The following is a 24672-nucleotide window of genomic DNA, read 5'->3' as shown; positions in this document are numbered from 1 at the left end:
TGCCATCATGTTCTCCGAGATCTTCCGCTTCGAAATAAAATACCGGCTCAGGAAACTGGATACCTGGCTTTTCTTCCTTTTTTTCTTTCTCGCCATAACCATCGGGTTCGCCCTGAGTCCGCCGGCGGGCATTCGCAATGTATTCGTGAACAGCCCCGCCATCGTCGCCGATATATTCACGGGATGCACCACCGTCATGATGTTGGTCAGCGGAGTGATCATGAGCGGCTCACTGTACAGGGACATCGAATTCAACGTATACGAGTCTTATCTTACATTGCCTGTCAGCCGGAATGGCTATTTCTGGGGCCGATTCCTGGGGTCCTTTCTTTTTGTGGTGATCATCGGGTCTTCGCTGATCTGGGGCGCCCTGGCAGGCCCCTTCATCGGTGTACGGCTGGGTTGGCTCGGCCCGGACATGGTCGCCCCCTTTCATTGGGTCAACTATCTGCAACCATTCTTTTGTTATGTCGTACCCAATTTGTTCGTGACCTCGGCCATTTTCTTTGGCCTGGTAGCCTATGTACGGAACACCCGGGTGATCTATGCGGGAGCCATTGTACTATTCTTTGGCTACGGCTTTGCCCAACATATCCTGCAAGACATTCCCAACAAGACATGGGTATACCTGATAGATCCTTTCGCCTTTAATTCCGTACGGCTTAAAGTCAGCTTTTTCTCGCCGGAGCAACACAAAAGCTCCCTGGTCCGGCTCGAAGGCTGGCTGTTGGTCAACCGGGTCATTTGGTCGGCGGTCGGATTGCTGATCCTTTTCGGCACCTGGCTGCGATTTAGTTTTACCCGCTTCTTCAGCGGAAGGGAAAAGAGACAAAAGGATACGGTTGAGGCGAAGGTCCAGCGTATCACCTCCGAATCCATCCCTGCTGCTTCAGCGAATTTCGACCATGGCTATTGGCTTCCCGTTGTCGTTTCCCTGACAAGAACGGAGCTGACCAATATACTTCGCGACAATTATTTCCGGATCATCCTGTTAGCCGGCATTTGCGGCATGGTCCTTTCTTTCTGGTCACTGGGTCCCATTGCGTATGGGGTGCTGGATGCGCCACGAACTACGCGTTTCCTTGGCAATTACGATCACAATTTTTTCTACCTCCACTTCCTTATCATCTTATTTTTCACCGGCGAGGCCTTGCACCGCGAAAAGGCAACCCGTTTTGCTGCCATCAACGACTCGCTGCCGCCCACCGACCGGATGTTGTATGGTTCAAAGCTACTGGCTTTGCTGATGCTCCCCCTTCTTCTTTCGCTATTGCCGATGTTAGTCGGCGTCGGCGTGCAGCTGGCAAAAGGGTATCCGCATTTCCATCTCTCGCTGTATCTCTCCTATTGTCTCGGGATCTTACTACCGAAATGCCTTGAATTATTGATGTTCGTCTTTGCCGTCCATGTACTGATCAATAACAAGTTTGCGGGACATGCCGTAGCGCTGCTGGTCTGGTGGCTGCTGTGGCTCGGCAACAACGGCGCTGTGATGAATTATAACCTGCTGCTTTATTCCTTCACGCCGTCTTATGCTTTTTCGGAAATGGGCGGGATCATCCCAGTGACGAAACCACTGTTTTGGTTTGCGATGTACTGGCTTTTCTGCGGCGGGTTGTTGCTCCTCATGGGCTCGTTGCTGTATCCAAGGGGTGTAATGGCTTCTTTTGGCGAGCGGCTGCGATTGGCCCGTCAGCGGTTTGGGATCCGCGCAAAACTGGCGGGGGCGGTTTTGCTGATTGGCTTTCTGGCCACCGGAGCATACAACTACTATGAAGTCAGCTATCAGGGCACTTATCTCACGGGGGGAGAAAACATCCGGAGAGCGGCAATGTATGAGCGGCAGTTAAAGCAACACGCGGGCGATCCGCTGCCCAGTATCGTAAATTACCAGCTTTATACCGATATCTTTCCTGCGGAACGAAGGACGGCAACCCGGGCTGACTTTACCATCGTCAACAGAACCATGACCCCGATCCATACCATTTTATTGGATGGAGACGAGCTTGCCGACTATAGTTTGCGCTGTAATGGAAAAGAAATGCCGGTGACCTATACGCTGATCTTTCCGCGGGCCGCCTTCAGCCCGTTCAAATCCACAGCGGATACGTCCATGTACCGGGTTTATACCTTTCCCCGCCCGCTTGCGCCCGGAGATACCGCGTTGCTGGAGTTGAGATCCACCAAAGAACTGGCAGGTTTTGCCAATAAATGGGCGCCGTTCGATATCCTCGGCAACGGCACGGTATTTGGCGGGGGGCTACCGGACCTTGGGTATGACGAGAACGACGAACTGAGAGACCCGCAACTCCGGGCGCGATTCGGGTTGCCGAAGAGAAGGGAAAATCTTCCGCCACGGACGGATGCAGGAGGCATTCGCCGAATGCTCCTTACGAATGTCACCGGCCTCGCAAGCTTCGAAGCTATTATCAGCACTTCGGCGGATCAGGTTGCCGTTGCGCCCGGAAGACTCGAAAGAGCCTGGGTCGACAACGGCAGGAATTACTACCATTATGTGCTGGACAGCCCCAAAAATTATTTCTATTTTCCGGTGATTTCGGCAAGGTATAAGGTCCTCCGGGATAGCGTCACCCTGCCGGACGGAAAAAAAGTCGGGATCGACATCTATCATCATCCGGAACATGAAGCAAACCTGAAACGCTTTTCAGATGGATGCAAAGATGGGCTTCGGTATTATTCCGGTGCTTTTGGAGACTATCCCTTCAAAGAGGTCCGGTTGCTCGAAACAGTCACGGGCTGGCAGAACAGTTTTCCCACCGGCATGACCTTTGGCGAAAATAATGGTTGGACCACCTGGTTCACCGCTCCGGATCAATTTGATTTTTGTTATTTCAACACTGCCTTCCAGCTTGCGAAACAATGGTGGGCATTCCAGGTAGCCGGCAACTATACCCTTGGGTCACAGGAAATACCGGAAGGGCTGGCCAGGTATGGGGCTTTAATGGTGTATGAGAAAAAGATGGGCAAGGATAAGGTCCGGGACTTTCTTCGGGATGAGATGAAATATTACCTGGATCGGCACAACGCTGCGTTTGGAAATGAAAACCCGCTCATCGATTCTAAGAACGACTTTGTTTCGGATACGAAAGCGGGGCTGATCCTGTATGGACTTCAGGACTTCATGGGCGAGGATAGCCTGAATGCGGCTCTAAAACGATTCCTGGACGGGTATGCCTACCGGGACCATCCTCCCTATGCCGGGAGCGGCGACTTACTACGATACATCAGGAAAATGGTGCCCGATTCGCTGCAGTATTATTTGGATGATGCGTGGGGGAGGATCACGCTGTATGATAATAAAGTGATTTCGGCTACGGCTTCGGCCATCGGGGGCGGGAAGTACAAAGTTCATTTGAGGGTGAGCGTGGGGAAGCGCTATTGCGACAGTTCGGGAAGGGAGATGGCGGCGAACCAGGTGAACGACTATGTCGATATCGGGATTTTCGGAACGGGTAGCCGGGATAAGGAAGGGCGTACGCAAACAAATGAATTATATCTTAAGAGATACAGGCTTACGGCCGGTGAACATGAGCTTGATATCACCGTCAAGGGGGACCCCGTCAGTGCTGGTGTTGATCCTTATGGTAAATTGATCGATCGGCAGCCTGACGATAACACAATAAATTGCAGCCTTCGCTGAAAAAACAGCGATTTTCGGCAGTCCGCACCTAGTAATAGTTGGAGTTTTGTCGTAATACCGGGCAGAGGCGCCCATTGTTCCGCAAATAAAGCTAATATTGTACAGGCCGGATAAGAGGCCGCGCGCCACTGCTTATGCTGATAAATTTGTTAAGGCTTTTATCGCTTACTTTTATTTACCTATTGGCATTTACGCCGGCCAATGCACAGACCGGTGCGGGCCGGTATAATATTGTTAACTATAACAGTGACAATGCCCTGCCCCAGAACAGCATCAATGGTATGGCTTTCGATAGGAATGGCTTTTTGTGGATGGCCACCAAAATGGGCATCGTCCGGTTCGACGGCAGGAATTTCAGGGAATACAACCAGGACAACTGCCCCGCTTTGCACGGGAATGAATACTCCCTTCCGCAGGTAGCTGCATCCGGGAGAATACTGATCAAACCTGTGAACGACCATCACCTGATCCTGGCGGTCAACGACCTTTGCCAGATTGAGACTGACAGCCTGCTTTCAAGCATTCCGTACCAGTTTACCACGTCTAACAACCACCTGTTTTACTGCAATAACATCCGGAAAACGCAGGCGTCTGAAAAAAGCGCCGGTAAGTATGCAGCCCTGCTGGATAAACTGGGCTATTCGAAAGGTCTGGTGACGATCAATGAAAAACAGGCTTATTTTAAAGACGGCGACCAGTGTTATTTTCTCAATGAAAACACCGGGAGCATCAGCAGCCTGCCAGACATAGCAGGCCATAGCCTAAAGCTGCAATTTGCCGTGGGCGATACGTTCATTTATATAGACAGCCTGTATCGCCTCTATGCCTATAAAGAAGGCATACTGCAAAAAAATATAACCGCCGGCGCGGGGCTGCACCGGCTGCTCAGGGAAGCCGCGGCCGTAGACCCGGACCCGGTGCAGGCGTCATTAAAAATAAGAAGGGACGACAGCCATACGCTGATGGTATGTCATGACACCATCAGGCTGATAAGGATGGCAGACAACGTGCTGGAGGACGTGATACTGGCAGCCGGAGCCCCGATCAAGGATATCAAATGCATGGTATATGATGAAAAAATGCAGGCTTTATTCATAGGCACCATAACCAGCGGCTTGTATGTTTTGAAAATGCACCAGTTCCAACGGCTATATTTTGAGAGCCCGCGGTTTATGGCCAATAGCCAGTTTGCACAGATTGAGGTCCCTGACGGCATACTGACCAGTACGGGCCTGCTGAGCCGGACCGGCAAGGGCCACCGGCCGTTTGCGGCGGCAAGTAATCCCGATAAGCAGGCGTGGCTGAAGGCGTCAGACGGTTTCATTTGGTATTCCGAGAACGGTTTCTTAAAAAGGGCCGACACCGGCCTTCACACCGTGATCAGCATGAGCCATATTGAGGGGTCGCTCACCGGTATTATCGAGCGGAAAAACAAGGAAGTGTTATACAGCACGCTCCACCAGCTATGCCTGGAGCGGGGCAATGGGAGAGATACCGTTTTATGCAACAACCCCTCTTTGTTGCAGGGGGCGGAGATCCAAACTATTTGCGAGATCGGTAAGGATATCATCTGGATCGGGACCTCAAAGGGGTTGTTTACTTACAACCTGTCGCTTCATTTGCTGCAAAGTCTGCCTTCGACGGCTAATTCCTCCGTGGCGTTTGTCTTTATAGCAGGCGACAGCAGTATCTGGATGGGTACTTATGGGCAGGGGTATTATAAGTATTACGACGGCCGTTTTGTGCGGATGCCGATGGACGGGCAAAAAAGCCTTTCCATAGTGCACTGCATCAAGGAAGACAGGAAAGGTTTTTTCTGGATCACGACCAACAGAGGGTTATTCAGGGTTACCAAACATGAGCTCGACAATTACGCCGCCGGAAATCCCGGGCAGCTATATTACTACTATATCGATAAAACCTGGGGCTTCAGCACCAATGAGTTTAATGGCCGTTGCACTCCCTGCGGGATCGTCACCGGGGACCGCCATTTCTTCTTTCCTTCGCTGGACGGATTGGTAGGGTTTGATCCCGACAGCTTGCATATAGTCCTGCCCGATAAGCCCATATTCATCGACAGAGTGATGGCCGATGATAAAAAAACACCGTTACGTGACAAACTGGTGGAAAGGCAGGATTCCAACCGGCTGAGTTTCGACATTTGCTCCCCCTTTTTTGGCAGTAAAAACAACCTTCAGTTAGAATATTCCATCAAAGAGATCAGTGGACAATGGTATCCCCTGTCCGAAAACGGCCGGTTGATACTGACGAGACTGGGCAAAGGTGAGTATACGCTGGCGGTAAGAAAACTGGATCGCTATGCGCATTACACCTGCCGCACCGTGCAATTGACCATACTGCCTTATTGGTATGAGACCTTCTGGTTCAGGTGCCTTTTGGCAGGACTGGGGGTGGGTGTATGCTGGTTTTTCTTCCGGGTGCGGTATAATTTGCAGGTAAAAAAGGCCGAATTACTGGAACGAAAAGTAGAAGAGAGGACGGTTGAGCTGTCCGAAAGCAACAGGGTAAAAGAGCTGATGGTATCTGTTATCCTGCATGATCTGCGCTCGCCGCTCAGGTTTCTGCAAATGCTATCCAATCTTATGTATGACGATCATAAAACGAAGGTTAATGATAAATTATCCAATTTATTGCTTCAATTCCGGGATGCGACCAACGATATATATGATTTTACCCAAGGCTTTTTTGTGTTTATAAATATGCAGAAAAAAGGCTTTGTCGTCCGCCGGAAAAGTGTCGTGCTGAAAGAAATGATTGAGGATATTTTCACCTTGTATGGAGTGGGCGCCCGGCTGCAGGAAAATATATTTGTAAATCTGGTCCCGGAGGACCTTACACTGGATACGGACGCCGGCCTGTTGAGTGTGATGATAAGAAATCTGGTAGACAATGCCAATAAATATACCAAAGGTGGTGAAATAAAAATAGAGGCTTCACAGCATACGCTGGCTACCCACATTACCATCACTGATGCGGGCCAGAACATGGATGAGGCGCTGGTGAAGAGTATTGTTGAAAAAACCTATAACCCGGCAGATTCGGGACATGGCTGGGGATATAAAATTGTTATTGAGATCCTGGACAGGCTCAATGGCACGCTTGCCATCGATACATCCGCTGGCAAGGGCAATAAAATAACCATAGTTTTAAATAGAGAGGACTAAAGTATGAGTAAAGTGGCGCTTGATGTATGCTTCATCGATAGAACGGATTGCCTGATGAAATGGCGCGCCCGCGGACAGGCGGTGTATCGATAGCGTACAGGGAGGGGTGGGGATGCCGCCGCAATCATTTGATTTTTAAGGATTTTAAGAACCGGCATTTTTTTAGAGGCCTGTTGGTATGCTTATTACCTACCTCAAGACCGCGTGGCGCAATATCGTCCGCGGCAAGCTTTACAGCTTATTGAATGTACTGGGGCTGGCGATGGGGATGGCCGTTGCGTTACTCATTGGGCTTTGGATGCATTACCAGCTTTCCTATGACCGGTTTGTCCCTGGTTATGAACAGGCCTACCAGGTGCGCTTCAATTATAGCGATAATGGCGTTATCCGGAACCAGGCCGAGGTCTGTTTGCCGCTTGGCGACGCGCTGAAGAAGGATATCCCGGAGGTGGCGCATGCGGCGGCGGCTTTCGATATAGGGCAGCAGGTGATGGTCGTGAAAGACAAGCGCATCTATGGCGATGTACTATATGCCGGGGAGGAATTCCTGCAGGTATTCCCTCTTCCGCTGGTGGGAGGTGACCCTGCGACGGCGCTGAAAGGGGCAAGCCCGTCGGTCGTGATCACCGAATCAATGGCCAGGAGCCTGTTTGGGAAAGAGGATGCGCTGAACAAGATAGTCCGTTTCGGGAGCGCCCCACTCAAGGTGACGGCCGTAGTGCGGGACATGCCGCGAAACAACAGCTTTCATTTCGACGTCCTGCTGCCCTTCAGCGATTTTGCCCAGGACCCCGGGATAAAACAGGCGTTGACCAATTGGAACGACGCCTACTTCCAATTGTATGTCTCGTTGCGACCGGGCGCCGACGCCGTGAGGGCGAAAGCCAAGGCCAGGCAGTTGGTGAGGCAGTATGCGCCGCAGTCTTATACGACTTTCCACCGCGAAGCCATGCTCTTCCCGCTGAAGGACTGGCATTTGTATACGAGCTTCAAGGACGGCCAGCCACAAGGCGGATTGATCGACTATGTACGGATGTTCAGTATTGTAGGAATACTGGTGTTGCTGATCGCGTGTATCAACTTTATGAACTTATCGACGGCGCGAAGTGAGCGGCGGGCCAGGGAGGTAGGTGTGAGAAAGGTGATGGGGTCGCTGCGCGGACAGCTGATCCTGCAGTTCCTGGTAGAGTCGCTGCTGCTGACGGGGCTGGCTTTTCTGTTTTCGCTTGTCCTGGTGCAGGCGGTATTGCCCGCGTTCGATGCACTCACCGGAGATGCTATTCGTGTGCCGTATGGCAGCGGGTATTTCTGGCTGATCCTGCTATCGCTTGTGTTGGTGACGGGGCTGCTCGCGGGGAGCCGGCCGGCCTTCTATCTTTCCTCCTTCCAGCCTGTAAAGGTCCTCAAAGCAGTGGTGCGCATCGGAAAGGCGGCATCCCTACCGAGGAAGGCGTTGGTGGTGTTACAATTCACATGCAGCATCGCCCTGATCATCAGTACCATCATCGTCTACCAGCAGATACAATATGCCAAGGACCGGCCGAGAGGGTATGACCCAAACCGGCTGATCGTATCACGGGCTCATTCGGACGCGTTTGCTGCTTTCAAGCAGGAGGTGATGGGGTCAGGGGTAGTCAGCAACCTAACGCGCTCCGCAAACCTGCAGACGGACCCGCATGAACAGTTGACGATCGACAATTGGCCGGGGCGGCTGCCGAACGAACCGCTGTCACTTGCGGTGAATGCCGTTGGCGATGCTGACTATTTCCGGACGCTGGGTATCGCCTTTGCTAAGGGAGATAATTTCAAGGGCGTTGAAGCTGCGGATTCGAGCAGCGTTATCATCAACGAGACGGCAGTACGGCGGATGCGGTTGAAACAGCCGCTGAACCAATACCTGCACTGCTCGTTCCACGGCGCCCCTCACCGGTTGCGGATCGTTGGCGTGGTCAAGGACGCACTGACGCAGAATCCCTTTGCTGCAGCGGAACCTTCCATGTTCCTTTTCCGGCCCAGCTGGTCCTGGCAGTACACGATGCGGTTGGCGCCAACGGTATCCACGTCCATGGCATTGGCAAAGCTAAAGACCATTTCTGAAAAATATCAACCGGATCATCCTTTTGCCTATTCTTTCGTCGACGAGACCTATGCGTCGAAGCTTGCCACCGAGATGCTGATCGGGCGGCTGGCGGGGGTGTTCGCTGCGCTGGCGATCTTTATCTCCTGTCTGGGACTTCTCGGGTTGGCGGCCTATACAGCCGAACAGCGTACCCGGGAGATCGGCATTCGCAAGGTGCTGGGGGCTTCAGTGAGTCAGGTACTGATGTTACTGTCGGCAGATTTTATCCTGCTGGTGGGTATCAGCTGTGCGATAGCGGCGCCCTTGGCGTATTATTTCCTGCATCAATGGCTGGTGGGGTACTATTACCGGATCACCATCAGCCCGGTGGTATTCGTTGCGGCGGCTGTCCTTGCGCTGGTCATTACGACGATAACGGTGGGTTTCCAATCGGTGAGATCGGCAATGATGAACCCGGTAAGCGCGCTGCGCAGCGAGTAAGTGCATAGTTCTCTATTACTTTATACGATTGAATGTTAGTTCTAGATCTTTTTCCCACGTCGTGTCGTCCTTGGATAATTCTCCCGTACTAATGATGAAGTTGCCGTCATCAGAAATTGCCCAGGTGTATCGTTGTGAAAATCCGGAAGCATTTCTCCACCATTTCAATTTATTTTCGCTGAATGAAACATCATATTTCCTTGAAACTTTCCTTTCGTCAAAGTAGAGCATGAAATATTCCCCGGTAGCCTCGTCACTCCCGAAAATTGCAATGCCGCTGGGAATACCTTCTTCCTCAATTTCCGAATGCATAATCACGAAAGCACCTCCTTCAATCCACTTGAAAGATGTATGTCCGTGAAAAGTAGTGCCAGGAAAATATGGATGTGTCCCAATAGTTTCCCATTCTCCAATCAACCTCTCAAAAGGTTTGAGTGCAGGATTCGGTATTGCTGCTTCTTGTTTTGAGTTTTTCATCCTGTATTTTTGCGTGTGGTGTGTCGTTTTACAGCAAAGGGCGTATCAATTTTTTAGGCCTGAAGGCTCAAATCTATACGCTGTATTTCTCGAATAATTTTACCATAATTTCCACCATGGTTTGCCATCAGCAGAGGCACTCTTTTTCAACGAAGAGTCGAAACCATCATTATGCTTTTTCCTTGAAATATCAGCCCCTGCATAGAAGTGAACATTATTTGCTTCTCCTTCCTCAAGCCAGCGGGCGACTTTATTCATAGGCATCGTTACGTAGCTTGAATCATCTGCCACTAAAAGCGCATGGGTTGTCAACGTATATGGTATCATATTCTTTAGTTTTGCCCCCTGACCTTTCATGTACTCCTCATAATGAACCCAATGATAAACGATGGCGGCATTTTTTCGAATAACCTCTCCTATATATGCACCGCACCATACAACCACATTTTGATATTCTATACATGATGTTTCTATGGGGTGCTCATAAAGGAATTTCAAATATCGATCGACTTCGTGCAAACTTTCCAGCGAGTAATTTAAAATTGCTGTGTCAATTTTTTCTCTGTGCACAATGTCACCCTCCCCTGTCATAGTGCCTAAAAAAGCCTCGGAATATTGCTCAAACATAGCGTCCAGATGATTCATTGTCAAATGCTTTTAATGCGGTAACGGAATTCTGTAAATTTCTCACCAGAACTTCCACCAAGGTTTTGTCGGCTGTTTTATTTTGCGGCTACCATTCTCCAGGCTCGAATCGAGATAGCCTTCTTCATCGTATACTTCGCCTTCATCGCCCTGGACTTTAGCAGTGAAAATAGCAAATTCGGCCGATTAATTTAAACTGCCTTCAAATCGTAAGTTCTAACGGCCTTCAGGAAAAACTGGTATCCGGGAAAAATGCTATTCAGTTCTCAAACTCTTTACAGGATTTGCGATCGCTGCTTTGACACTTTGAAAACTTACTGTCAATAACGTTATAAACAATGCTCCGCCGCCTGTTGCCACAAATACCCACCAGGAGAGTGCGGTCCGGTAATCGTATTTCGCCAGCCAGGCATGCAGAAAATACCAGGCAAGGGGAATGGAGATACAGCAGGAAAGAATGACCAGCATCACGAAATCCTTTGACAGCATCGTCCAGAGATTGAACACCGTCGCGCCAAGCACTTTCCGGACCCCGATCTCCTTGACACGCTGCTCAGCCATGAAAGAAGCCAGGCCGAACAAGCCCAGACAGGAGATAAAGACGGCCAGCACGGCAAAGAAAGCCGCCAGATGGCCGACGCGCTCTTCGGCGGCAAATTTCTTTGCATAGATATCATCGATGAACTTGAAATCGAAGGGGCTGCCCGGATTATATTTCTTAAATACGGGCTCTATTTTGGTCAATGCTTCCCGCATCGGCATTGTCGGATTGACCCGGATGACCATATTGCCCACCCAACCCCCGCAAAAGAACATCACCGGGGCCGGTTTATCATAGGGCGATTCCATTACCATATCTTTTACTACCCCTACTATAACGTGAGGGACATTGGCGAAGATGGTGCCTTTATAGTTGACGATCTCTCCGACGGGATGTTTTAGTCCCATTTGCTTCACGGCAGATTCATTCACGATCAACCCGCCCATGACAGACGCCGTATCCCCCGGGAAATTCCTGGAAAAATCCCGCCCCTCCACCACCCGCCAGCCCACCGTATGTCCATAGTCGTAATTCACATTGAGCGTACCGAAATTATAGGAATTGTCCGGGCCCACCCCCTTCCAGTAAAAGCCGCCATTGCCGGAAGATATCTCGGTGGGGAGGCTATTGGATTCGCCCATATCCATGACAGCGCCGGATTGCAATAGCGCGGTTCGGATGGCCTCGTCGTGTTTGTGCAGATCGTCCGTATTCATATCAACGGCAATAAGCCCTTCCCGGTCATAGCCGACAGGTCTGTCCTTCGCGTATTTTATCTGCCGGAAAACGATGATCGTCCCGATGATGAGCGTGACCGACACCGTGAACTGCACCACCACCAGCACTTTTCGCGGAATTGCGGCCAAACGGCCGACCCGGAAGGTGCCTTTAAGCACTTTGATCGGCTTGAAAGCCGATAAATAAAAGGCCGGATAGCTACCGGCGATCAGGCCGGTCAGGAACGTGAACGTGAGCAGCAGTACCCAAAAACGACCATTGCCCCAGGGCAGGGACGTGTGTTTGTCAGCCAGCCCATTGAAAAAGGGAAGTGAGATCACCACCAGGAGAAGCGCCAGCCCCAGGGACAAAAATGATACAGCGAGTGATTCGCTGATGAATTGTGCGATCAGTTGAGTACGCAGAGAGCCGATGGCCTTGCGTATACCGACTTCCTTCGCCCGCCGCTCGCTCCTGGCCGTGCTCAGGTTCATAAAATTGATACAGGCGAGCAGCAACACGAAGATCCCAATGATGCCAAACAGCCAGACGGTTTGTATACGGCCGCCGGACATTTTTCCGTTGGTGAACTCATTGTATAAATGGAGCTTGTCCAGTGGGAACAAGGTAGCGTTTTCCGTATATCCCTGTATATGGCTGGTAGGAGCCTCCTTTACGGAGGCGGCGGCCTGTTCCATGCTGACATTGTCTTTCACCTGGACATATAATGACCCGTTATGGTTATACCAGTTGCTTTGCGGGTCCTTCGAATTCCACCAGTTTGCCTTGTTCTCCCAGGGCATGATACAGGCCATCTCATAGAAAGTAGTATTCTCCGGCAGGTCTTTATACACCGCACCCACTTTCAGTTGAACCTCGTTATCGATAAGAATGGCCTTGTTTATCGGGTCCGCATGCCCGAAGATCGCCAGCGCCATGGATTGTGAGATCATACAGGTAGTGGGATCTTTCAGCACGTCCCGGCCGCCTCTCACCATATCAAGCGTAAACATCTCCGGAAAATCCTTCTCCGCATAGATGGCTGTACCCGATACTTTTTTTTCACTCGTTGCCAGTATATGAGTGCCCCCGCTTGCAACAAGAGATACGTATTTCAGGTCCTTACCGTATTTCGTACGAAGCTCGTTGCCCAGGGGCATCTGTATGGTCAGATTGGTATAAATAGTGTCTTTATGAATATAGGGGAGCACAGCGGCCCTTGCCAGCCGGTCATGGCGCTGGTAATAATGATCGAACTGAAGCTCGTCTGCTATCCACAGGCCGATCAGCAGGGCGATGGCCATACCGAGAGCGAGACCGATGATATTGATGGAGGAGAACAGTTTGTTCTTTAATAGATTGCGCCAGGCAATGGTGAGATAGTTTTTGAGCATGATAATCTATTTTCGATTAAAGCCAGCTTATACGCCAAAATCACCAACCGTGTGCCTGAATAGTATGTAATTGATATATAGCATATTAGCAATCAATAAACTGCTAACCTGTACGTTTTTGCTGTAGCAATTGTGCGGTTTCGATACACTTTCACCTGACTACTGTTGCTTCGAATTCAATTTTCAATGTTTCAAAAAGGCTTTTCACTTCCATCAAGGTGGTCGCTTGCTTAATACCATGCTTAGCTATCCAATCCTGGAAAATATCAAAGCAGGTGAAAAACGCTGCGGAGGAAGTGGTGATCACATTTAATCGCACAATATTTTTACATTCGTATCCAGCCTCGCTGATCACTTTTTCAAGATTTTGTATGGCTTGAGCTAATTGGGTTTTCATGTCTGCTGTGCTTGATTTCCCGTCAGCGTCTACCGCCGCCTGCCCCGAGCAATAGAGGGTGCCCTTTACGTTCTTTACTTCAACGGCTTGCACATAGCTACGTTGATCCTGCCATTGCCAGGGATTGATAACTCTTTTTTCCATCTTATTTTGTTTTTTATTTTGTGCCAATACTGGTACACTGGCTAATAGTGCCAACGCCAAAATCTTTGCTGTTTTTTTCATGATTGCAGTGTAAGATCTACACTGCAAAGCTGGGAAGAACAGGGCAATTTTAGTCGGACATACATCACAATTTCGGTGTGATGTATGTCACATTAAGAAGACAGCCGGCTCAGCGTTTCCCGGGAAACGCCCAGATAGGAAGCAATAAGGGATTTGTTTACACGCTGCATAAGCGAAGGATATTGCATGAGAAATTGTTCGTAACGTTCTTTCGCGCTGGTGGTAAGTAAAGAAAGTACGCGTTGCTGAGACGCTATATAACCAAAATGTGATTTTTTAAGGAAGAAATGTTCCATCTTTGGAAGACCGGCAAATAACTTTTCGCTGTCTGCCAGCGAAAGACAAAAGACACCGGCCTCTTCGAGGCAGTCCAACGACAGGGTAGCTTTGGTTCTGCTGAAGTAAGCTTTGTAATCGCTTACCCACCAATCTTCCATGGCAAAATGCAGAATGTGCTCTTTATCATTAGCATCGGTATGCGATAGCTTTAACAATCCGGAAACCACATAGTAAGAGTAGTTAACGAGGTCGCCTTCCTGTATCAGAAACTGATGCTTTTTTACTTTTCTGAACGAAAAATGAGAGAGAACAAATGTGAATTCATCATCAGTCAGCGATACTATTTTTTCTATATGTTCCCTTAGTTTTGCTTGCATTGCGTTTGAAGATATAAGCGTCTTCATATCCCAAGATAGGAAGACAATGTAATCAAGCCAGTTCTTCATTTATGATCTCAAACCTGTTGCCATTTTCATCGATGGCATAGATTACCAGGGCGTCAAAGGCATATTTTGGAACACGATCCTGAGGTTATCCAGAATAAACTGCTGCCCTTTCGAAAAATCGCGTTTTACATTTGGCGTCAAATGATCGATCCAGGCAGGTGATTTTTCCCCGCGCACATACGCGTATAATGCCAATGCATAACCCCACTGCGTTTGCGACAGGTACCCGTTGGATTGCCAGCCATAAGAATCAAAATTTCTAAAAGTTTGAAAAGCCACATTGGCGTTGAAAATACCCAGTCCAAAAATGATCGTCGTCAGATCTGTCAAAGGTTCGTTGTTGACATTTATACGGTTTTCACCAAGCAATTTTATGTGCGCGATCTCATGGGCTAGCGTGGCGACCAAACTTTCCGGTTTGGTAAGGTTTTCGCGATTTAGCCAAATTTCGTATTTGCCATCCTCTGTTTGACCCCAATAAAGGCCAGAGGCGTTTTTATCATCTTCCCTGGACTGCAGAAAAATTCGCCCGCCAAAAGGACTGCCTGTCGATACTTCCTGTACGTGCCCATCGTAATAATCAAGTGTAATCGATTCAAAGGGGACATCCATTTGCGCGGCAACAATTTTCATCGTTTCATAGGCAGACGCTTCGGTTCCATCATAGGATATAGGAAAATGTGAATGATGTGGTGTCAGCACCCGCCTTTGTTGCACATTCTCTTTGCCGAAAAGGTCCAACAGTATAAGCAATGCGTCCTCCAACCAGAGCCGGCTATGTTCCGAAACCGGGCAGTCTTCGCGCTGGGTGTTATTTACAATTGCCTCCCTTTCTGCTTCCGAGAGATTGGTCGTTAAATAGGAGGCATTTGCCGGTACTTTTGACAATATCTCTTTATTTACAGTGCCAACTCCTTTACAATAGGCGCAAGCGCCAGCCTTCCATTTACCTTGCTGTTTCAGCCGGATAATATCATCTTTATCGACATGGCCTTTACCCAGACATCTTGGACAGGTGATCGGAGACGCTACTTTGGATCGTTTTAGGAGACGGGAGAAGAAGTTCATGTACCCAAAATAACAAAAAAACTTAAACAAGAAAACCCCTCCCCCACACCGGGCATTCAGACGCCGGTTAACATTTCTTGTCCTATGGCAAGTGCTTTCTTCCTTATCGCGGTTAACTTTGATGATTAAAATATGCAAAAAACCAGATACTATGAAAAAAGCGTTGAACAGTTTTGAAATCTCCACCCACCCGAAGCCTGATTCCAGTGCGGTACGAACTGCCTTATGGCGGGCTTTGCATGTTCAAACAGACGCAGCGCCGCATATATTGGAAGATGAGATCGGTCTTAAATTGGTCGAACCAACTGACGATTGGCAGCAGCGCCCCGACATGAAATTTACGAAGCGACTGCGGGCATCTATTGTAGCACGCAGCCGCTTTATTGAAGATTTAATGATTGAGCAAAGTCAACAAGGCATCAGCCAATATGTTATTCTAGGTGCCGGATTGGATACTTTTGCGATACGAAGACCGGATATTGCCTCCGCGCTTCAGATCTATGAAATTGACCAGCCCGATACATTAGCCTGGAAACAGCTGCGATTATCTGAAATTGGCTATGAACTCCCTGGGTATTTACATTTCGTACCCGTCAATTTTGAAACCGCTTCCTGGTGGGACCAATTACATAAAGCGGGATTTGACAATCGTAGACCTGCGGTTATCGTATCCACAGGAGTTACGCTTTATCTTACAAAAGACGCCATCAGCGCAACCCTAAAGGAGATCTCACAACTGGCAGCAGGCTCGACACTCGCCATGGCATTTTACTTGCCGGTAACACTGCTTGATGAAGAAGATCAAGCGATGCAGGAAATGGCAGAAAAGGGGGCAAAAGCGGCTGGTACGCCATTTATCAGTTTCTTTGATCCCAGTGAGGTCGTCGCCATGTCCAACAATGCGGGGCTTAAAAACGCAAGAATAGTAGGTACAAAAGAGATAGAGCGGTTATATTTCTCGGGCAGGATGGATCAGCTTAGACCGGCAAGCGGAGAAATATTTTTACTGGCAACGACTTAGATCTAAACCCCGTGCCATTATCTTGCTAAATACCCACCATTGACAAATATCGTTTGCGCTGTTATCCACTGTGATTGCTGAGATGCTAAAAATTCGATCACGGGCACGATGTCCTGCGGATGACCAAGCCGCCCGGCTACACTGGCCATGGATGCTCTGGCTGCGGATTCCGGTGTTTCCTGCCCATGATAAAAAGAGTCGTCAATGGGACCGGGGGCCACTGTATTGACCGTTATACCACGGTCCCCGATTTCTTTTGCCAAGGCCCTGGTAAAATGTTCCAGCGGCCCCTTTGACCCCGCATATACCGCATAGTTGGGAATGGTGGCTCCTAAAATGGTAGTTCCTATATTGATAATGCGGCCGTTGGATTCCAAGACGCTGGCAGCTTCCTTCATCACGAAAAAGGCGGCCTTTGCGTTGACGGAAAACGAACTGTCGTAATCTTCCTCCGTAATTTCGGTAATCTTTTTTTTGATTACTTTCCCTGCATTGTTGATCACGATGTCAACCCGGCCAAATTCCCGTATCGTTTCCTCAAAAAGTTGTTTTACAATAGCCGTTTTAGAAAGGTCCCCTTCAAATAACAGCGCATTCACGCCCTGCTCTTTGATCAGGCTCGCTGTTTGTTGTGCTTCGGCCAGTGCTTGTTTATTATGATAATGCACAACGATATCAGCACCTTTTTGGGCCAGGCTAAGACCAAACAATCTGCCCATATTGCGAGAGGATCCGGTTACAATAACAACTTTACCCGACAGTTCTTTGTGATCTTGCATAGTTTTTTTAGGCTAAACTAAGCCGGGACACGATGCAAAACTTGTAAAATTCTGCTGAATTATGCTTGCATAAACTGGCTGGGCGATATTCCCGTAAATTTCCGGAAAGTATTGCTAAAATGCGCCTGATCTGCAAAACCCAGATCGTATGCAATAGACGATAAACTATGTTCATTTTTCTTTATCAATTGTTTGGCGCGATCGACCTTCAATCGTAAAACATATTGGCGAGGTGCAATTCCTAATGTGTTCTTAAACAAACGGGCGAAATGGAACGGGCTTAAATGAATCAATGCGGCCATGTCATCTACTCCCAGATCATTGCTTAAAAAAGCGTGACAATATTCTAATACTTGGTTCAGCTGAACAGAGGAGAATTTACCTTTAGGAGCATATACAGATCTGCCGGACGTTTCGTATTGGGTTCCTAAATGAATAGCGATGTCAATGGCCAGAGATTGAATATAAATTTTTGAGGGCAATTGCACCTGATCCATTTCCCGCTTAAAACTGGATGCAATATCATAAACCAGTTTGTCGCTGATTCCACGATACTCTCCTAAGGAGAGATTTTTTAGCTGCAGGAATTCATGAATGAAGCTAGGTTCAATCTGGATCACAACGAACTTGATACTATCGAACCAGCGAACGATATTTTCATGCCCATAGGGTACGATGGAAAAATTTCCGGTATCATACGTTTTTCGTTCCCAGACGCCACGTCGTTTGATTTCAACCAACTTTGGTTCGCCAATATTGATCACCAGGCGGTCTGTGGTTAAGCTGGTTTGCTGTAGTTCTTTAGCACGATGACATTGGATCTCGATCTTGAAATGCTCCGGTTTCGTATTCGATATTTCCATATCCTATATTACGAATTTATCCTGAACATTCACAAGCCCAGGCAACTTTACAACCCACAACGAGGCTATTGACCGATACGGAATGATGTATCGAAATCAACCACCTGGTGTACCGTTAACGAACACGCCCACCAGCAATATAAAAATACAATCAATTGATTATAAAATGCTTACTGCTTGGCAAGGTGATTGCCCTTTACTGCAGGAATTAAAAATCAACAGCTACTGCCATGTTTAAAACGGAAACAATGATGTTAACCAGAAGACCAGGCTATTCTCTGTTACTTACCCTATTCATCCTGTGTGAAATCTCACTTCCCGCGCAGCCAATTGCTGTATCCGATGCATTCGCATTAACTGGCGCCTTGATTTATCCGGCGCCGGGAGAAGTGCCCATCCCTGATGGGGTGGTCATTGTTAACCACGGTAAGATCATTGCCGTCGGCAAGAAAGGGGAAATATCAATCCCCCGGAATATGCAGACTATCGACTGCACAGGACAAACGGTGGTTGCCGGCTTTTGGAATACACACGTCCATTTTATGGAACCCAAGTGGAATGATGCAGCCAAACTCCCCGCTGCGCAGCTCACCGTCCAATTGCAGGACATGCTGACCAGATATGGTTTCACTTCTGTAGTGGACATCGGCTCTGAACTGCAGAACACGCTTGCATTGCGGCGCAGGGTGACCACCGGAGAAGTGAAGGGACCCCGGATCCTGACAGCGGGAATGATTATTTTCCCAAAAGACGGGCTGCCCTATTATGTTACGGATTATTTGCCGCCGGAATTGGTGGCGAAAGTCAGAATGAATGAAGCGGCGACCCCGGCCGACGCCGTTCGAATCGTCGATGAACAACTGGCACAGGGAGCAGACGTTGTCAAGGTTATGGCGGTCAGTATCATGCGCCCCAACGGTCGTCTCCAATTTAAGCCAATGCCATTACCCATTATTCAAGCAGCTACGGCCGAGGCGCATCGTAAAGGAAAACTGGTCTTCGCACATCCTACGAATATGGAAGGTATTGAGCTTGTCCTTGCCGCCCACGTGGATGTTCTGGCACATACGTCCGAAGAGCCGTCGAAATGGGATAGCACCGTGGCACGCCGGTTGAAGGCAGCCAATGTTACGCTTATACCTACTTTCACACTTTTCGATCAGGACCAGGATTTCGACGGGATACTGAAAGAAGTAAAAAATTACTCAGACATCGGCGGCCAGATTATGTTTGGCACAGACATAGGATTTCTACCAGATTACCCCTCATTGACCAAGGAATTTGGCTATCTGGCGCGCGCCGGCCTGACCTTCTCTCAGATCCTCGCTTCATTGACCACGATCCCTGCGGCACGATTAGGATTTGCAGACTCAACTGGCGCCATCAGGCGGGGCATGGATGCAGACCTCCTGGTTCTGGATGGCGATCCTGCCAAAGATCAAAGCGCTTTCTATCATGTGGCATTGACGCTCAGACAAGGTCGCATTATCTACCAGAAAAGCCAGCCAGGTTCACCAGCAGGCACGTCCACCATCTCACCGGCACCTTAACCGCACGGTCGCCGCCAATAAAATTACGAAGGTCGCAGACAATAATAGACTCGATGGTAGATAGAAAAAACGAAAAGAGAAATAAGCGCAGGCCAGCAAACTCATTGAGATCATTCCTGTAATGACACCTACTTGTCTTGGGGCAAGCCGGGCAAGGTTCGACAAAAACCAGAGGCTGATCGCCAATGTGAGCAGGAGTATCGCGATGAAAAGACCCCATCCTGAATAAAGGTTCCAATAGCTTGAACGCTCGCCAAAGAATATAAAGTCGACAGCTTTCATCGAATGAACGAGTTGAATTTCCTCAAGAACATGGCTGGAGGTCCAGGGATATCCCGTCATATGCCCGGCTGTCTCCAAAACAATCAGGATGGAACTGACGCGGATCAATGCAACTGGCGAGCTGAAAAAGCCTGATTTTCGTTTGGTATTAGAATTCTTTTCTGACGTCAATGAAGACGGGTTATCGGAAATTATTTTAGTCATAATTTTTGATGCTCACTTTGAATAATTATTTATCACATTAAGATCGTTGACAAATCAGGGGTGAATCCTTCACGCCCATAACTAAGACGTTTTTAGGTAACGTTTCCAGACATTTTATGGTAGGACAGGAGCTTCAATTATAAAACTTATTGAAAATCAATCTCAACACATAGCTGGATAGCGACTCGTCGAATCCTGCCATCCGCTGGATCATTCCCGGCAACTACTCAATTATAGCCCTATCCTTCCAGGTATATAGCTACTTTCCCTCCACCAGCAGTCCACATAATCCGCTGATCGCTAGCCTTTAGATACTCCCACGTTCAGTATTTTTGCCACAGACAATGGGCAGAACCAGTTACACGCTCACCCGTTTCCGCCGCCTGATAACTAGGCCCATCCGGAACTTGCACGCATCTTACTTTAGCCGCTCATCAGCACTAATATTCATGACCATGCTTAACCACAAATTGAAAATAGCAGCTTTGTTATCGCTCGTACTCGGCATCACCATCACTTCCTGCAGCAAGAAAAACAGTGCGCCTGCCAGCTCCGCTTTGAAGCAGGACACCATCACTGTGGAATCCATCATTGGAACGGATGACCTGGACCCTACCAGATTCGGCTGGATAGATCTCTATGATGGCAAGACCTTCAATCAGCCGCAGGCAGCGGCCAACTCCAGCCAGATCGATTTTGCCTATAACTACCACGGTGGGGGTTGCTCCAGCTGTCGTGTTTTCGAAAATGTGGAATCGATGTCGACCCGTACCGGGTACGTCTATGCATTCTCGACGCTCACCAATAGCTTGCTGGCAGCCGCCGACTCAGTGACAATCTCCGAGTTTGACGCTCTTAAAACTCCCGCCGATATCGATGTGCTGCTGGCGAAAACACCGCTTATCAGGAATTATGCCATCGACATAACCAATGGCAACAACGATGTTGCCATCCACAAGATCTTTGCTTTTACTGACAAGAGTGGCAAAAAAGGTCTATTCCGCATTTCCGACTACATTGCCAATGTTCCGCAAGGCGACCGGGCAGTGTTGACATTGTACGTAAAGATGGAGAAATGAAGGTATCCGATGGATACAGCGGGCGACAACTTTCAAACCGATCTGCTTATTCCTTATTGACAATCAATAACTTATTAAATTAAAGTGGCTTATTCCTATTGGTGCCTGTCAAGACTACCCTCATTATATAAGAAAGTTTGCCTTTGCGTGTAACAATCGCCCAGCGTTAGATACTTACCCGGTGTATCTTGAATTTCCTAACTTAATTGCATCTTATGGGGTACTTTACAATTGACCTTCCCGGCAACATAAAGGGAGAAGTGAGATTTGGAAAAGTAATGAGAAAGCTTATATCGATCAATCCTTTTAACCTGCTGAAAAGGAACGGCCTTAAAAGGGAAGAAAGAAGGGGTTATATTGTCAAAATTGCAGAGGGACAACTATATCGTCTGCTAAGAACAATGGAAGGGGAGTGGCTAAACGAAAGTGACAGCGGATTCCAGGTCGCGAAAGATGACGAAACGAGTCTTGCTATCAAAAAGGCCATCGAGCAATATGAGCAAAGCCTTCATCATTAATTCAATAAGCTGAAGAGTTGAGTACAAAAGAAGCCCGTTTCTTGCAGCAAGTGGAGGCGCACAGCGGGATATTATATAAGATATGCCGCATTTATCAGGATAATCCAGCTGATCAGCATGATTTATTACAGGAGATCATGTTGCAGCTCTGGTTGTCCTATGATTCCTTCAGGGGTGACAGCCAGTTCAGTTCCTGGATGTATCGTGTAGCGTTCAATACAGCGATTGTCTTCTTCAAAAAGGAAAAACGGCGGCAAAATACTTTTACCACCGCTCCATATCACCAGCTCCCGGAAGAATTACATACAGTGAGTGATCAGGACGAACAATTAAGGATATTTTACATGGCTGTGCACCAGTTAAATAAGGTGGAAAAAGCATTGATCTTCCTCTTTATGGAAGGGCAATCAGGGAAAGAGATCGCAGCTATTTTAGGTATTACTCCTTTGAATGTGCGGGTAAGGTTGGGCCGTACCAAGGATAAATTAAAGTACATTATTAAAACATTGGGTTATGAATTTTGACAGCTTGAAGGGCGCCTGGGCAGATGATAAGGCAGGCGACATCCCTTTGCCAATTAGAAAGGTTCCACTAAGTGAAACGCATTCTATTGTTTCGAAGCTGAGGAGAAACATGAAGCGGGAGTTCATTTCACAAGCGATAGGTTTTGTATTCCTGATCCTTGTTGCCCTTCGGTCTTTCAAAAATACATGGTCAGTATTTATTGTCAGCATAGCCATATTTCTTCTTCTGGCACAGACGATGTACTATTTTTCCCGATTTTATCTTTTTTATAAAGCCATCGGTCGTTATGACCTTAGTTTGAGAAAAAGCATTTATCACATCGCCTATGAACTGGAGCTAAATATTGAAATATATAAGGGCTTTAATTATTCTATTTGGCCATTAGTTGTTCTGATCATTATTGGCAGTATGTCGACCTCCTTATTGGTTATTCTCATAGGGTTAGGGGTTGCTCAAATCATTTCTTTTTTTCTTTTCAAGCTGTATGTCCGGACCCGATACGGCAAGCAACTGGCAGAACTGAAAAAAATAATGGAAGACCTGGAGACTGAAGAATAGAAAGGGCAAGGACATTCGAACCAGGCAAGCAATCTTTCCAGATAGAAAAAATTTATTGCCCGACGAAACCTTGATAACTTTTTTTAGAAAATATATCCCATTTTCGGGTGATTATCCTACCTTTTTAGACACTTTATTAAAAAAGGTACTTGTATGACCCTACAATATGATGACCCCATCGTCGAGCTGTACAGAGAAAGTTTCCCCGATTTCGCACGGATGGTCCGGCGGATGGGTGGAAGTCTTGAAGAGGCTAAAGACAGCTTCCATGATGCTTTACTGATTTACCTGGAAAAAGGGAAGACTGGAAAGCTGCAGCTTCAATCCTCCCCCAAGGCCTATCTGCTGGGCACAGCGAAAATCTGCTGGCTGCATACCCGGAAGAAGGGGGCGATGCTGTCCCTGCCCGAAGGGTTCGAAGCGGCAACGCCGGAGGATCCGGACACAGAAGAAAGGGAGCAAAAATTGCTGGATGCCCTTCAAAAGAGCGGGAAGAAATGCCTGGAGCTTTTAAAAGCTTTTTATTACGACCATTGCTCGATGGATCATATCGCCGGCCGATTCGGGTTTAAAGGGAGAAGATCAGCGACGGTACAGAAATATAAATGCCTGGAGAAAGTCCGGGAGGAAATAAAAATAACTGAAACCTATGCGCAGTGACCTGAATGAGATCGCCCAGATCGATCAATACCTTTTCTGCCAGTTAAGCGAAGAGGAAGGAAAGCGCTTTGAAGCGCAGCTATTGATGAATGATGCACTGGCTGAAAAAGTGGAGGCACAGCGCCTGGCTCATCGGTTGATCCGACTGTACAGCCGAAAGCAAGAACGTGGCAGACTAGAGGGGATTCACCGGCAACTGTTGGAGGAACCCGCATTTGCCCATCAATTAAAAACTATATTCTTCTGATATGATCATTCCAACCGTCATCGACAGCTCGACCAGGGGGGCGTACGATATCTATAGCCTGCTGCTGAAAGAGCGGATTGTCTACCTGGGAACTGCCATAGACGAGAACGTAGCCAATCTTATCGTGGCTCAGCTGCTCTACCTGGACAGTGAGAATCACAACCCCATCATGCTCTACCTCAACAGTCCGGGCGGCATCGTGTATGGAGGCTTTGCCATCTATGATACCATGCGGAAGCTAAAATCACCGGTAGCCACGGTAGCTATGGGTTTTTGCGGCAGTATGAGCACCTTTCTGCTGACGGCGGGGCAAAAAGGGCAGCGTTATGCCCTGCCGCATGCTACCATTCATATGCATCCCACCGGCGGGGGCGCCAAGGGATATACGGAGGACGTACGTATTGCCTATAGAGAACAGGAACGACTGCAAAATCAGATCTTTTACATGATCGGCAAATTTTCCGGTCACAGCCGGGAAGAAATAGAAGAGATGTTCCGCCGCGACCGGTTTATGAACAGCATTGAAGCCCAACAGTACGGCCTCATCGATGAAGTATTAGGAGATACCGACGATCTTATCTCTTTGGATGAGGTCCAGAGCAAAATTCATTTTCAGGTTTCGGGCAAAAACCGGGAGAGTATTGGGTTTAAACAGCATCCGACGTCATAGGGCATAGTTCCCCAGGCTTCCTTAAAGCCGGTTTCTGGCAATAACATCAGTGACCAGTATTGGACAATTTTCTACCTTTCCTGAATTTTGAGATAAAAAGGGAAATTACCACCGTCCATTT

The 24672-nt window shown here is 48.2% G+C and carries 21 protein-coding genes; 12 read left to right on the top strand and 9 right to left on the bottom strand.

Annotated elements, in window-relative coordinates; genetic code table 11:
* Positions 1–7 precede the first annotated feature (7 nt).
* From Q4E93_RS18845 to Q4E93_RS18835, 3 genes are all read left to right on the top strand, one after another.
* On the top strand, positions 8–3661 hold the full coding sequence (locus tag Q4E93_RS18845) for an ABC transporter permease/M1 family aminopeptidase (protein ID WP_303587822.1): 3654 nt from the start codon (positions 8–10) through the stop codon (positions 3659–3661).
* 146 nt (positions 3662–3807) lie between these two features.
* The gene (locus Q4E93_RS18840) at positions 3808–6846 is read left to right on the top strand and encodes a sensor histidine kinase (protein WP_303587820.1); all 3039 of its coding nucleotides are present in this window, start codon (positions 3808–3810) and stop codon (positions 6844–6846) included.
* 178 nt (positions 6847–7024) lie between these two features.
* Positions 7025–9406, top strand: a complete 2382-nt coding sequence (locus Q4E93_RS18835; RefSeq protein ID WP_303587818.1) for an ABC transporter permease — start codon at positions 7025–7027, stop codon at positions 9404–9406.
* Between the two features lie 15 nt (positions 9407–9421).
* Here the strand turns inward: Q4E93_RS18835 and Q4E93_RS18830 are convergent, their stop codons facing one another.
* The 6 genes from Q4E93_RS18830 to Q4E93_RS18805 all read right to left on the bottom strand — a co-directional run bounded on the left by Q4E93_RS18830 (position 9422) and on the right by Q4E93_RS18805 (position 15595).
* On the bottom strand, positions 9422–9883 hold the full coding sequence (locus Q4E93_RS18830; protein ID WP_303587817.1) for a hypothetical protein: 462 nt from the start codon (positions 9881–9883) through the stop codon (positions 9422–9424).
* A gap of 99 nt (positions 9884–9982) precedes the next feature.
* Positions 9983–10528 carry a hypothetical protein gene (locus Q4E93_RS18825; protein WP_303587815.1) on the bottom strand — a complete coding sequence of 182 codons (546 nt, stop codon included), beginning with the start codon at positions 10526–10528 and terminating at the stop codon, positions 9983–9985.
* 255 nt (positions 10529–10783) lie between these two features.
* Positions 10784–13180, bottom strand: coding sequence for an ABC transporter permease (locus Q4E93_RS18820; RefSeq protein WP_303587813.1), 2397 nt, complete (start codon positions 13178–13180; stop codon positions 10784–10786).
* A gap of 151 nt (positions 13181–13331) precedes the next feature.
* Positions 13332–13802 carry a RidA family protein gene (locus Q4E93_RS18815; RefSeq protein ID WP_303587811.1) on the bottom strand — a complete coding sequence of 157 codons (471 nt, stop codon included), beginning with the start codon at positions 13800–13802 and terminating at the stop codon, positions 13332–13334.
* Positions 13803–13894: 92 nt separating this feature from the next.
* Positions 13895–14485 (bottom strand): Crp/Fnr family transcriptional regulator, encoded by a 591-nt coding sequence (locus Q4E93_RS18810; protein WP_303587809.1) that lies wholly within the window; start codon positions 14483–14485, stop codon positions 13895–13897.
* 84 nt (positions 14486–14569) lie between these two features.
* Positions 14570–15595: a hypothetical protein gene (locus Q4E93_RS18805; RefSeq protein ID WP_303587807.1), complete on the bottom strand. Its 1026-nt coding sequence runs from the start codon at positions 15593–15595 to the stop codon at positions 14570–14572.
* A gap of 151 nt (positions 15596–15746) precedes the next feature.
* Here Q4E93_RS18805 and Q4E93_RS18800 point away from each other — a divergent pair, with 151 nt between their 5' ends.
* Positions 15747–16616: a class I SAM-dependent methyltransferase gene (locus tag Q4E93_RS18800; protein ID WP_303587804.1), complete on the top strand. Its 870-nt coding sequence runs from the start codon at positions 15747–15749 to the stop codon at positions 16614–16616.
* 17 nt (positions 16617–16633) lie between these two features.
* Here the strand turns inward: Q4E93_RS18800 and Q4E93_RS18795 are convergent, their stop codons facing one another.
* The gene (locus Q4E93_RS18795; protein ID WP_303587803.1) at positions 16634–17395 is read right to left on the bottom strand and encodes an SDR family oxidoreductase; all 762 of its coding nucleotides are present in this window, start codon (positions 17393–17395) and stop codon (positions 16634–16636) included.
* A 59-nt stretch (positions 17396–17454) separates the two neighbouring features.
* Complete coding sequence (locus Q4E93_RS18790; RefSeq protein WP_303587801.1) at positions 17455–18258, bottom strand: helix-turn-helix domain-containing protein; 804 nt, start codon at positions 18256–18258, stop codon at positions 17455–17457.
* 365 nt (positions 18259–18623) lie between these two features.
* On the opposite strand from Q4E93_RS18790, the gene Q4E93_RS18785 reads away from it, so the two are divergent.
* Positions 18624–19808 (top strand): amidohydrolase family protein, encoded by a 1185-nt coding sequence (locus Q4E93_RS18785; protein ID WP_303587799.1) that lies wholly within the window; start codon positions 18624–18626, stop codon positions 19806–19808.
* Here the strand turns inward: Q4E93_RS18785 and Q4E93_RS18780 are convergent.
* The gene (locus Q4E93_RS18780) at positions 19794–20294 is read right to left on the bottom strand and encodes an LIC_13387 family protein (RefSeq protein ID WP_303587797.1); all 501 of its coding nucleotides are present in this window, start codon (positions 20292–20294) and stop codon (positions 19794–19796) included. The two genes, Q4E93_RS18785 and Q4E93_RS18780, sit on opposite strands and share 15 nt — an antisense overlap.
* Before the next feature lie 455 nt (positions 20295–20749).
* Between Q4E93_RS18780 and Q4E93_RS18775 the strand changes: the two genes are divergently transcribed.
* The 7 genes from Q4E93_RS18775 to Q4E93_RS18745 all read left to right on the top strand — a co-directional run bounded on the left by Q4E93_RS18775 (position 20750) and on the right by Q4E93_RS18745 (position 24551).
* Positions 20750–21373 carry a hypothetical protein gene (locus Q4E93_RS18775; protein ID WP_303587796.1) on the top strand — a complete coding sequence of 208 codons (624 nt, stop codon included), beginning with the start codon at positions 20750–20752 and terminating at the stop codon, positions 21371–21373.
* Positions 21374–21588: 215 nt separating this feature from the next.
* A complete protein-coding gene (locus Q4E93_RS18770) occupies positions 21589–21891 on the top strand; it encodes a hypothetical protein (protein WP_303587795.1) in 303 nt (100 codons plus the stop codon).
* Positions 21892–21908: 17 nt separating this feature from the next.
* Positions 21909–22415, top strand: a complete 507-nt coding sequence (locus Q4E93_RS18765; RefSeq protein ID WP_303587793.1) for an RNA polymerase sigma factor — start codon at positions 21909–21911, stop codon at positions 22413–22415.
* Positions 22405–22974, top strand: a complete 570-nt coding sequence (locus Q4E93_RS18760; RefSeq protein WP_303587792.1) for a hypothetical protein — start codon at positions 22405–22407, stop codon at positions 22972–22974. The genes Q4E93_RS18765 and Q4E93_RS18760 overlap by 11 nt, the downstream gene beginning before the upstream one ends.
* A gap of 153 nt (positions 22975–23127) precedes the next feature.
* A complete protein-coding gene (locus tag Q4E93_RS18755; RefSeq protein WP_303587791.1) occupies positions 23128–23634 on the top strand; it encodes an RNA polymerase sigma factor in 507 nt (168 codons plus the stop codon).
* A complete protein-coding gene (locus tag Q4E93_RS18750) occupies positions 23624–23881 on the top strand; it encodes a hypothetical protein (RefSeq protein WP_303587790.1) in 258 nt (85 codons plus the stop codon). The genes Q4E93_RS18755 and Q4E93_RS18750 overlap by 11 nt, the downstream gene beginning before the upstream one ends.
* Position 23882: 1 nt before the next feature.
* Positions 23883–24551 carry a ClpP family protease gene (locus Q4E93_RS18745; RefSeq protein WP_303587788.1) on the top strand — a complete coding sequence of 223 codons (669 nt, stop codon included), beginning with the start codon at positions 23883–23885 and terminating at the stop codon, positions 24549–24551.
* Positions 24552–24672: the final 121 nt, after the last annotated feature.

The sequence above is a fragment of the Flavitalea plasmicola genome, from assembly GCF_030546645.1.
Classification (GTDB): Bacteria; Bacteroidota; Bacteroidia; order Chitinophagales; family Chitinophagaceae; genus Puia.
This window is presented reverse-complemented; position numbering and strand designations above follow the sequence as displayed.

Coding starts and splice junctions, on each gene's coding strand:
- Q4E93_RS18845 (WP_303587822.1), top strand. CDS start 8: ATGTTCTCCGAGATCTTCCGCTTCGAAATAAAATACCGGCTCAGGAAA.
- Q4E93_RS18810 (WP_303587809.1), bottom strand. CDS start 14,485: ATGAAGACGCTTATATCTTCAAACGCAATGCAAGCAAAACTAAGGGAA.
- Q4E93_RS18775 (WP_303587796.1), top strand. CDS start 20,750: ATGCTTAACCACAAATTGAAAATAGCAGCTTTGTTATCGCTCGTACTC.
- Q4E93_RS18805 (WP_303587807.1), bottom strand. CDS start 15,595: ATGAACTTCTTCTCCCGTCTCCTAAAACGATCCAAAGTAGCGTCTCCG.
- Q4E93_RS18750 (WP_303587790.1), top strand. CDS start 23,624: ATGCGCAGTGACCTGAATGAGATCGCCCAGATCGATCAATACCTTTTC.
- Q4E93_RS18830 (WP_303587817.1), bottom strand. CDS start 9,883: ATGAAAAACTCAAAACAAGAAGCAGCAATACCGAATCCTGCACTCAAA.
- Q4E93_RS18755 (WP_303587791.1), top strand. CDS start 23,128: ATGACCCTACAATATGATGACCCCATCGTCGAGCTGTACAGAGAAAGT.
- Q4E93_RS18800 (WP_303587804.1), top strand. CDS start 15,747: ATGAAAAAAGCGTTGAACAGTTTTGAAATCTCCACCCACCCGAAGCCT.
- Q4E93_RS18780 (WP_303587797.1), bottom strand. CDS start 20,294: ATGACTAAAATAATTTCCGATAACCCGTCTTCATTGACGTCAGAAAAG.
- Q4E93_RS18760 (WP_303587792.1), top strand. CDS start 22,405: ATGAATTTTGACAGCTTGAAGGGCGCCTGGGCAGATGATAAGGCAGGC.
- Q4E93_RS18795 (WP_303587803.1), bottom strand. CDS start 17,395: ATGCAAGATCACAAAGAACTGTCGGGTAAAGTTGTTATTGTAACCGGA.
- Q4E93_RS18825 (WP_303587815.1), bottom strand. CDS start 10,528: ATGAATCATCTGGACGCTATGTTTGAGCAATATTCCGAGGCTTTTTTA.
- Q4E93_RS18790 (WP_303587801.1), bottom strand. CDS start 18,258: ATGGAAATATCGAATACGAAACCGGAGCATTTCAAGATCGAGATCCAA.
- Q4E93_RS18745 (WP_303587788.1), top strand. CDS start 23,883: ATGATCATTCCAACCGTCATCGACAGCTCGACCAGGGGGGCGTACGAT.
- Q4E93_RS18770 (WP_303587795.1), top strand. CDS start 21,589: ATGGGGTACTTTACAATTGACCTTCCCGGCAACATAAAGGGAGAAGTG.
- Q4E93_RS18815 (WP_303587811.1), bottom strand. CDS start 13,802: ATGAAAAAAACAGCAAAGATTTTGGCGTTGGCACTATTAGCCAGTGTA.
- Q4E93_RS18820 (WP_303587813.1), bottom strand. CDS start 13,180: ATGCTCAAAAACTATCTCACCATTGCCTGGCGCAATCTATTAAAGAAC.
- Q4E93_RS18835 (WP_303587818.1), top strand. CDS start 7,025: ATGCTTATTACCTACCTCAAGACCGCGTGGCGCAATATCGTCCGCGGC.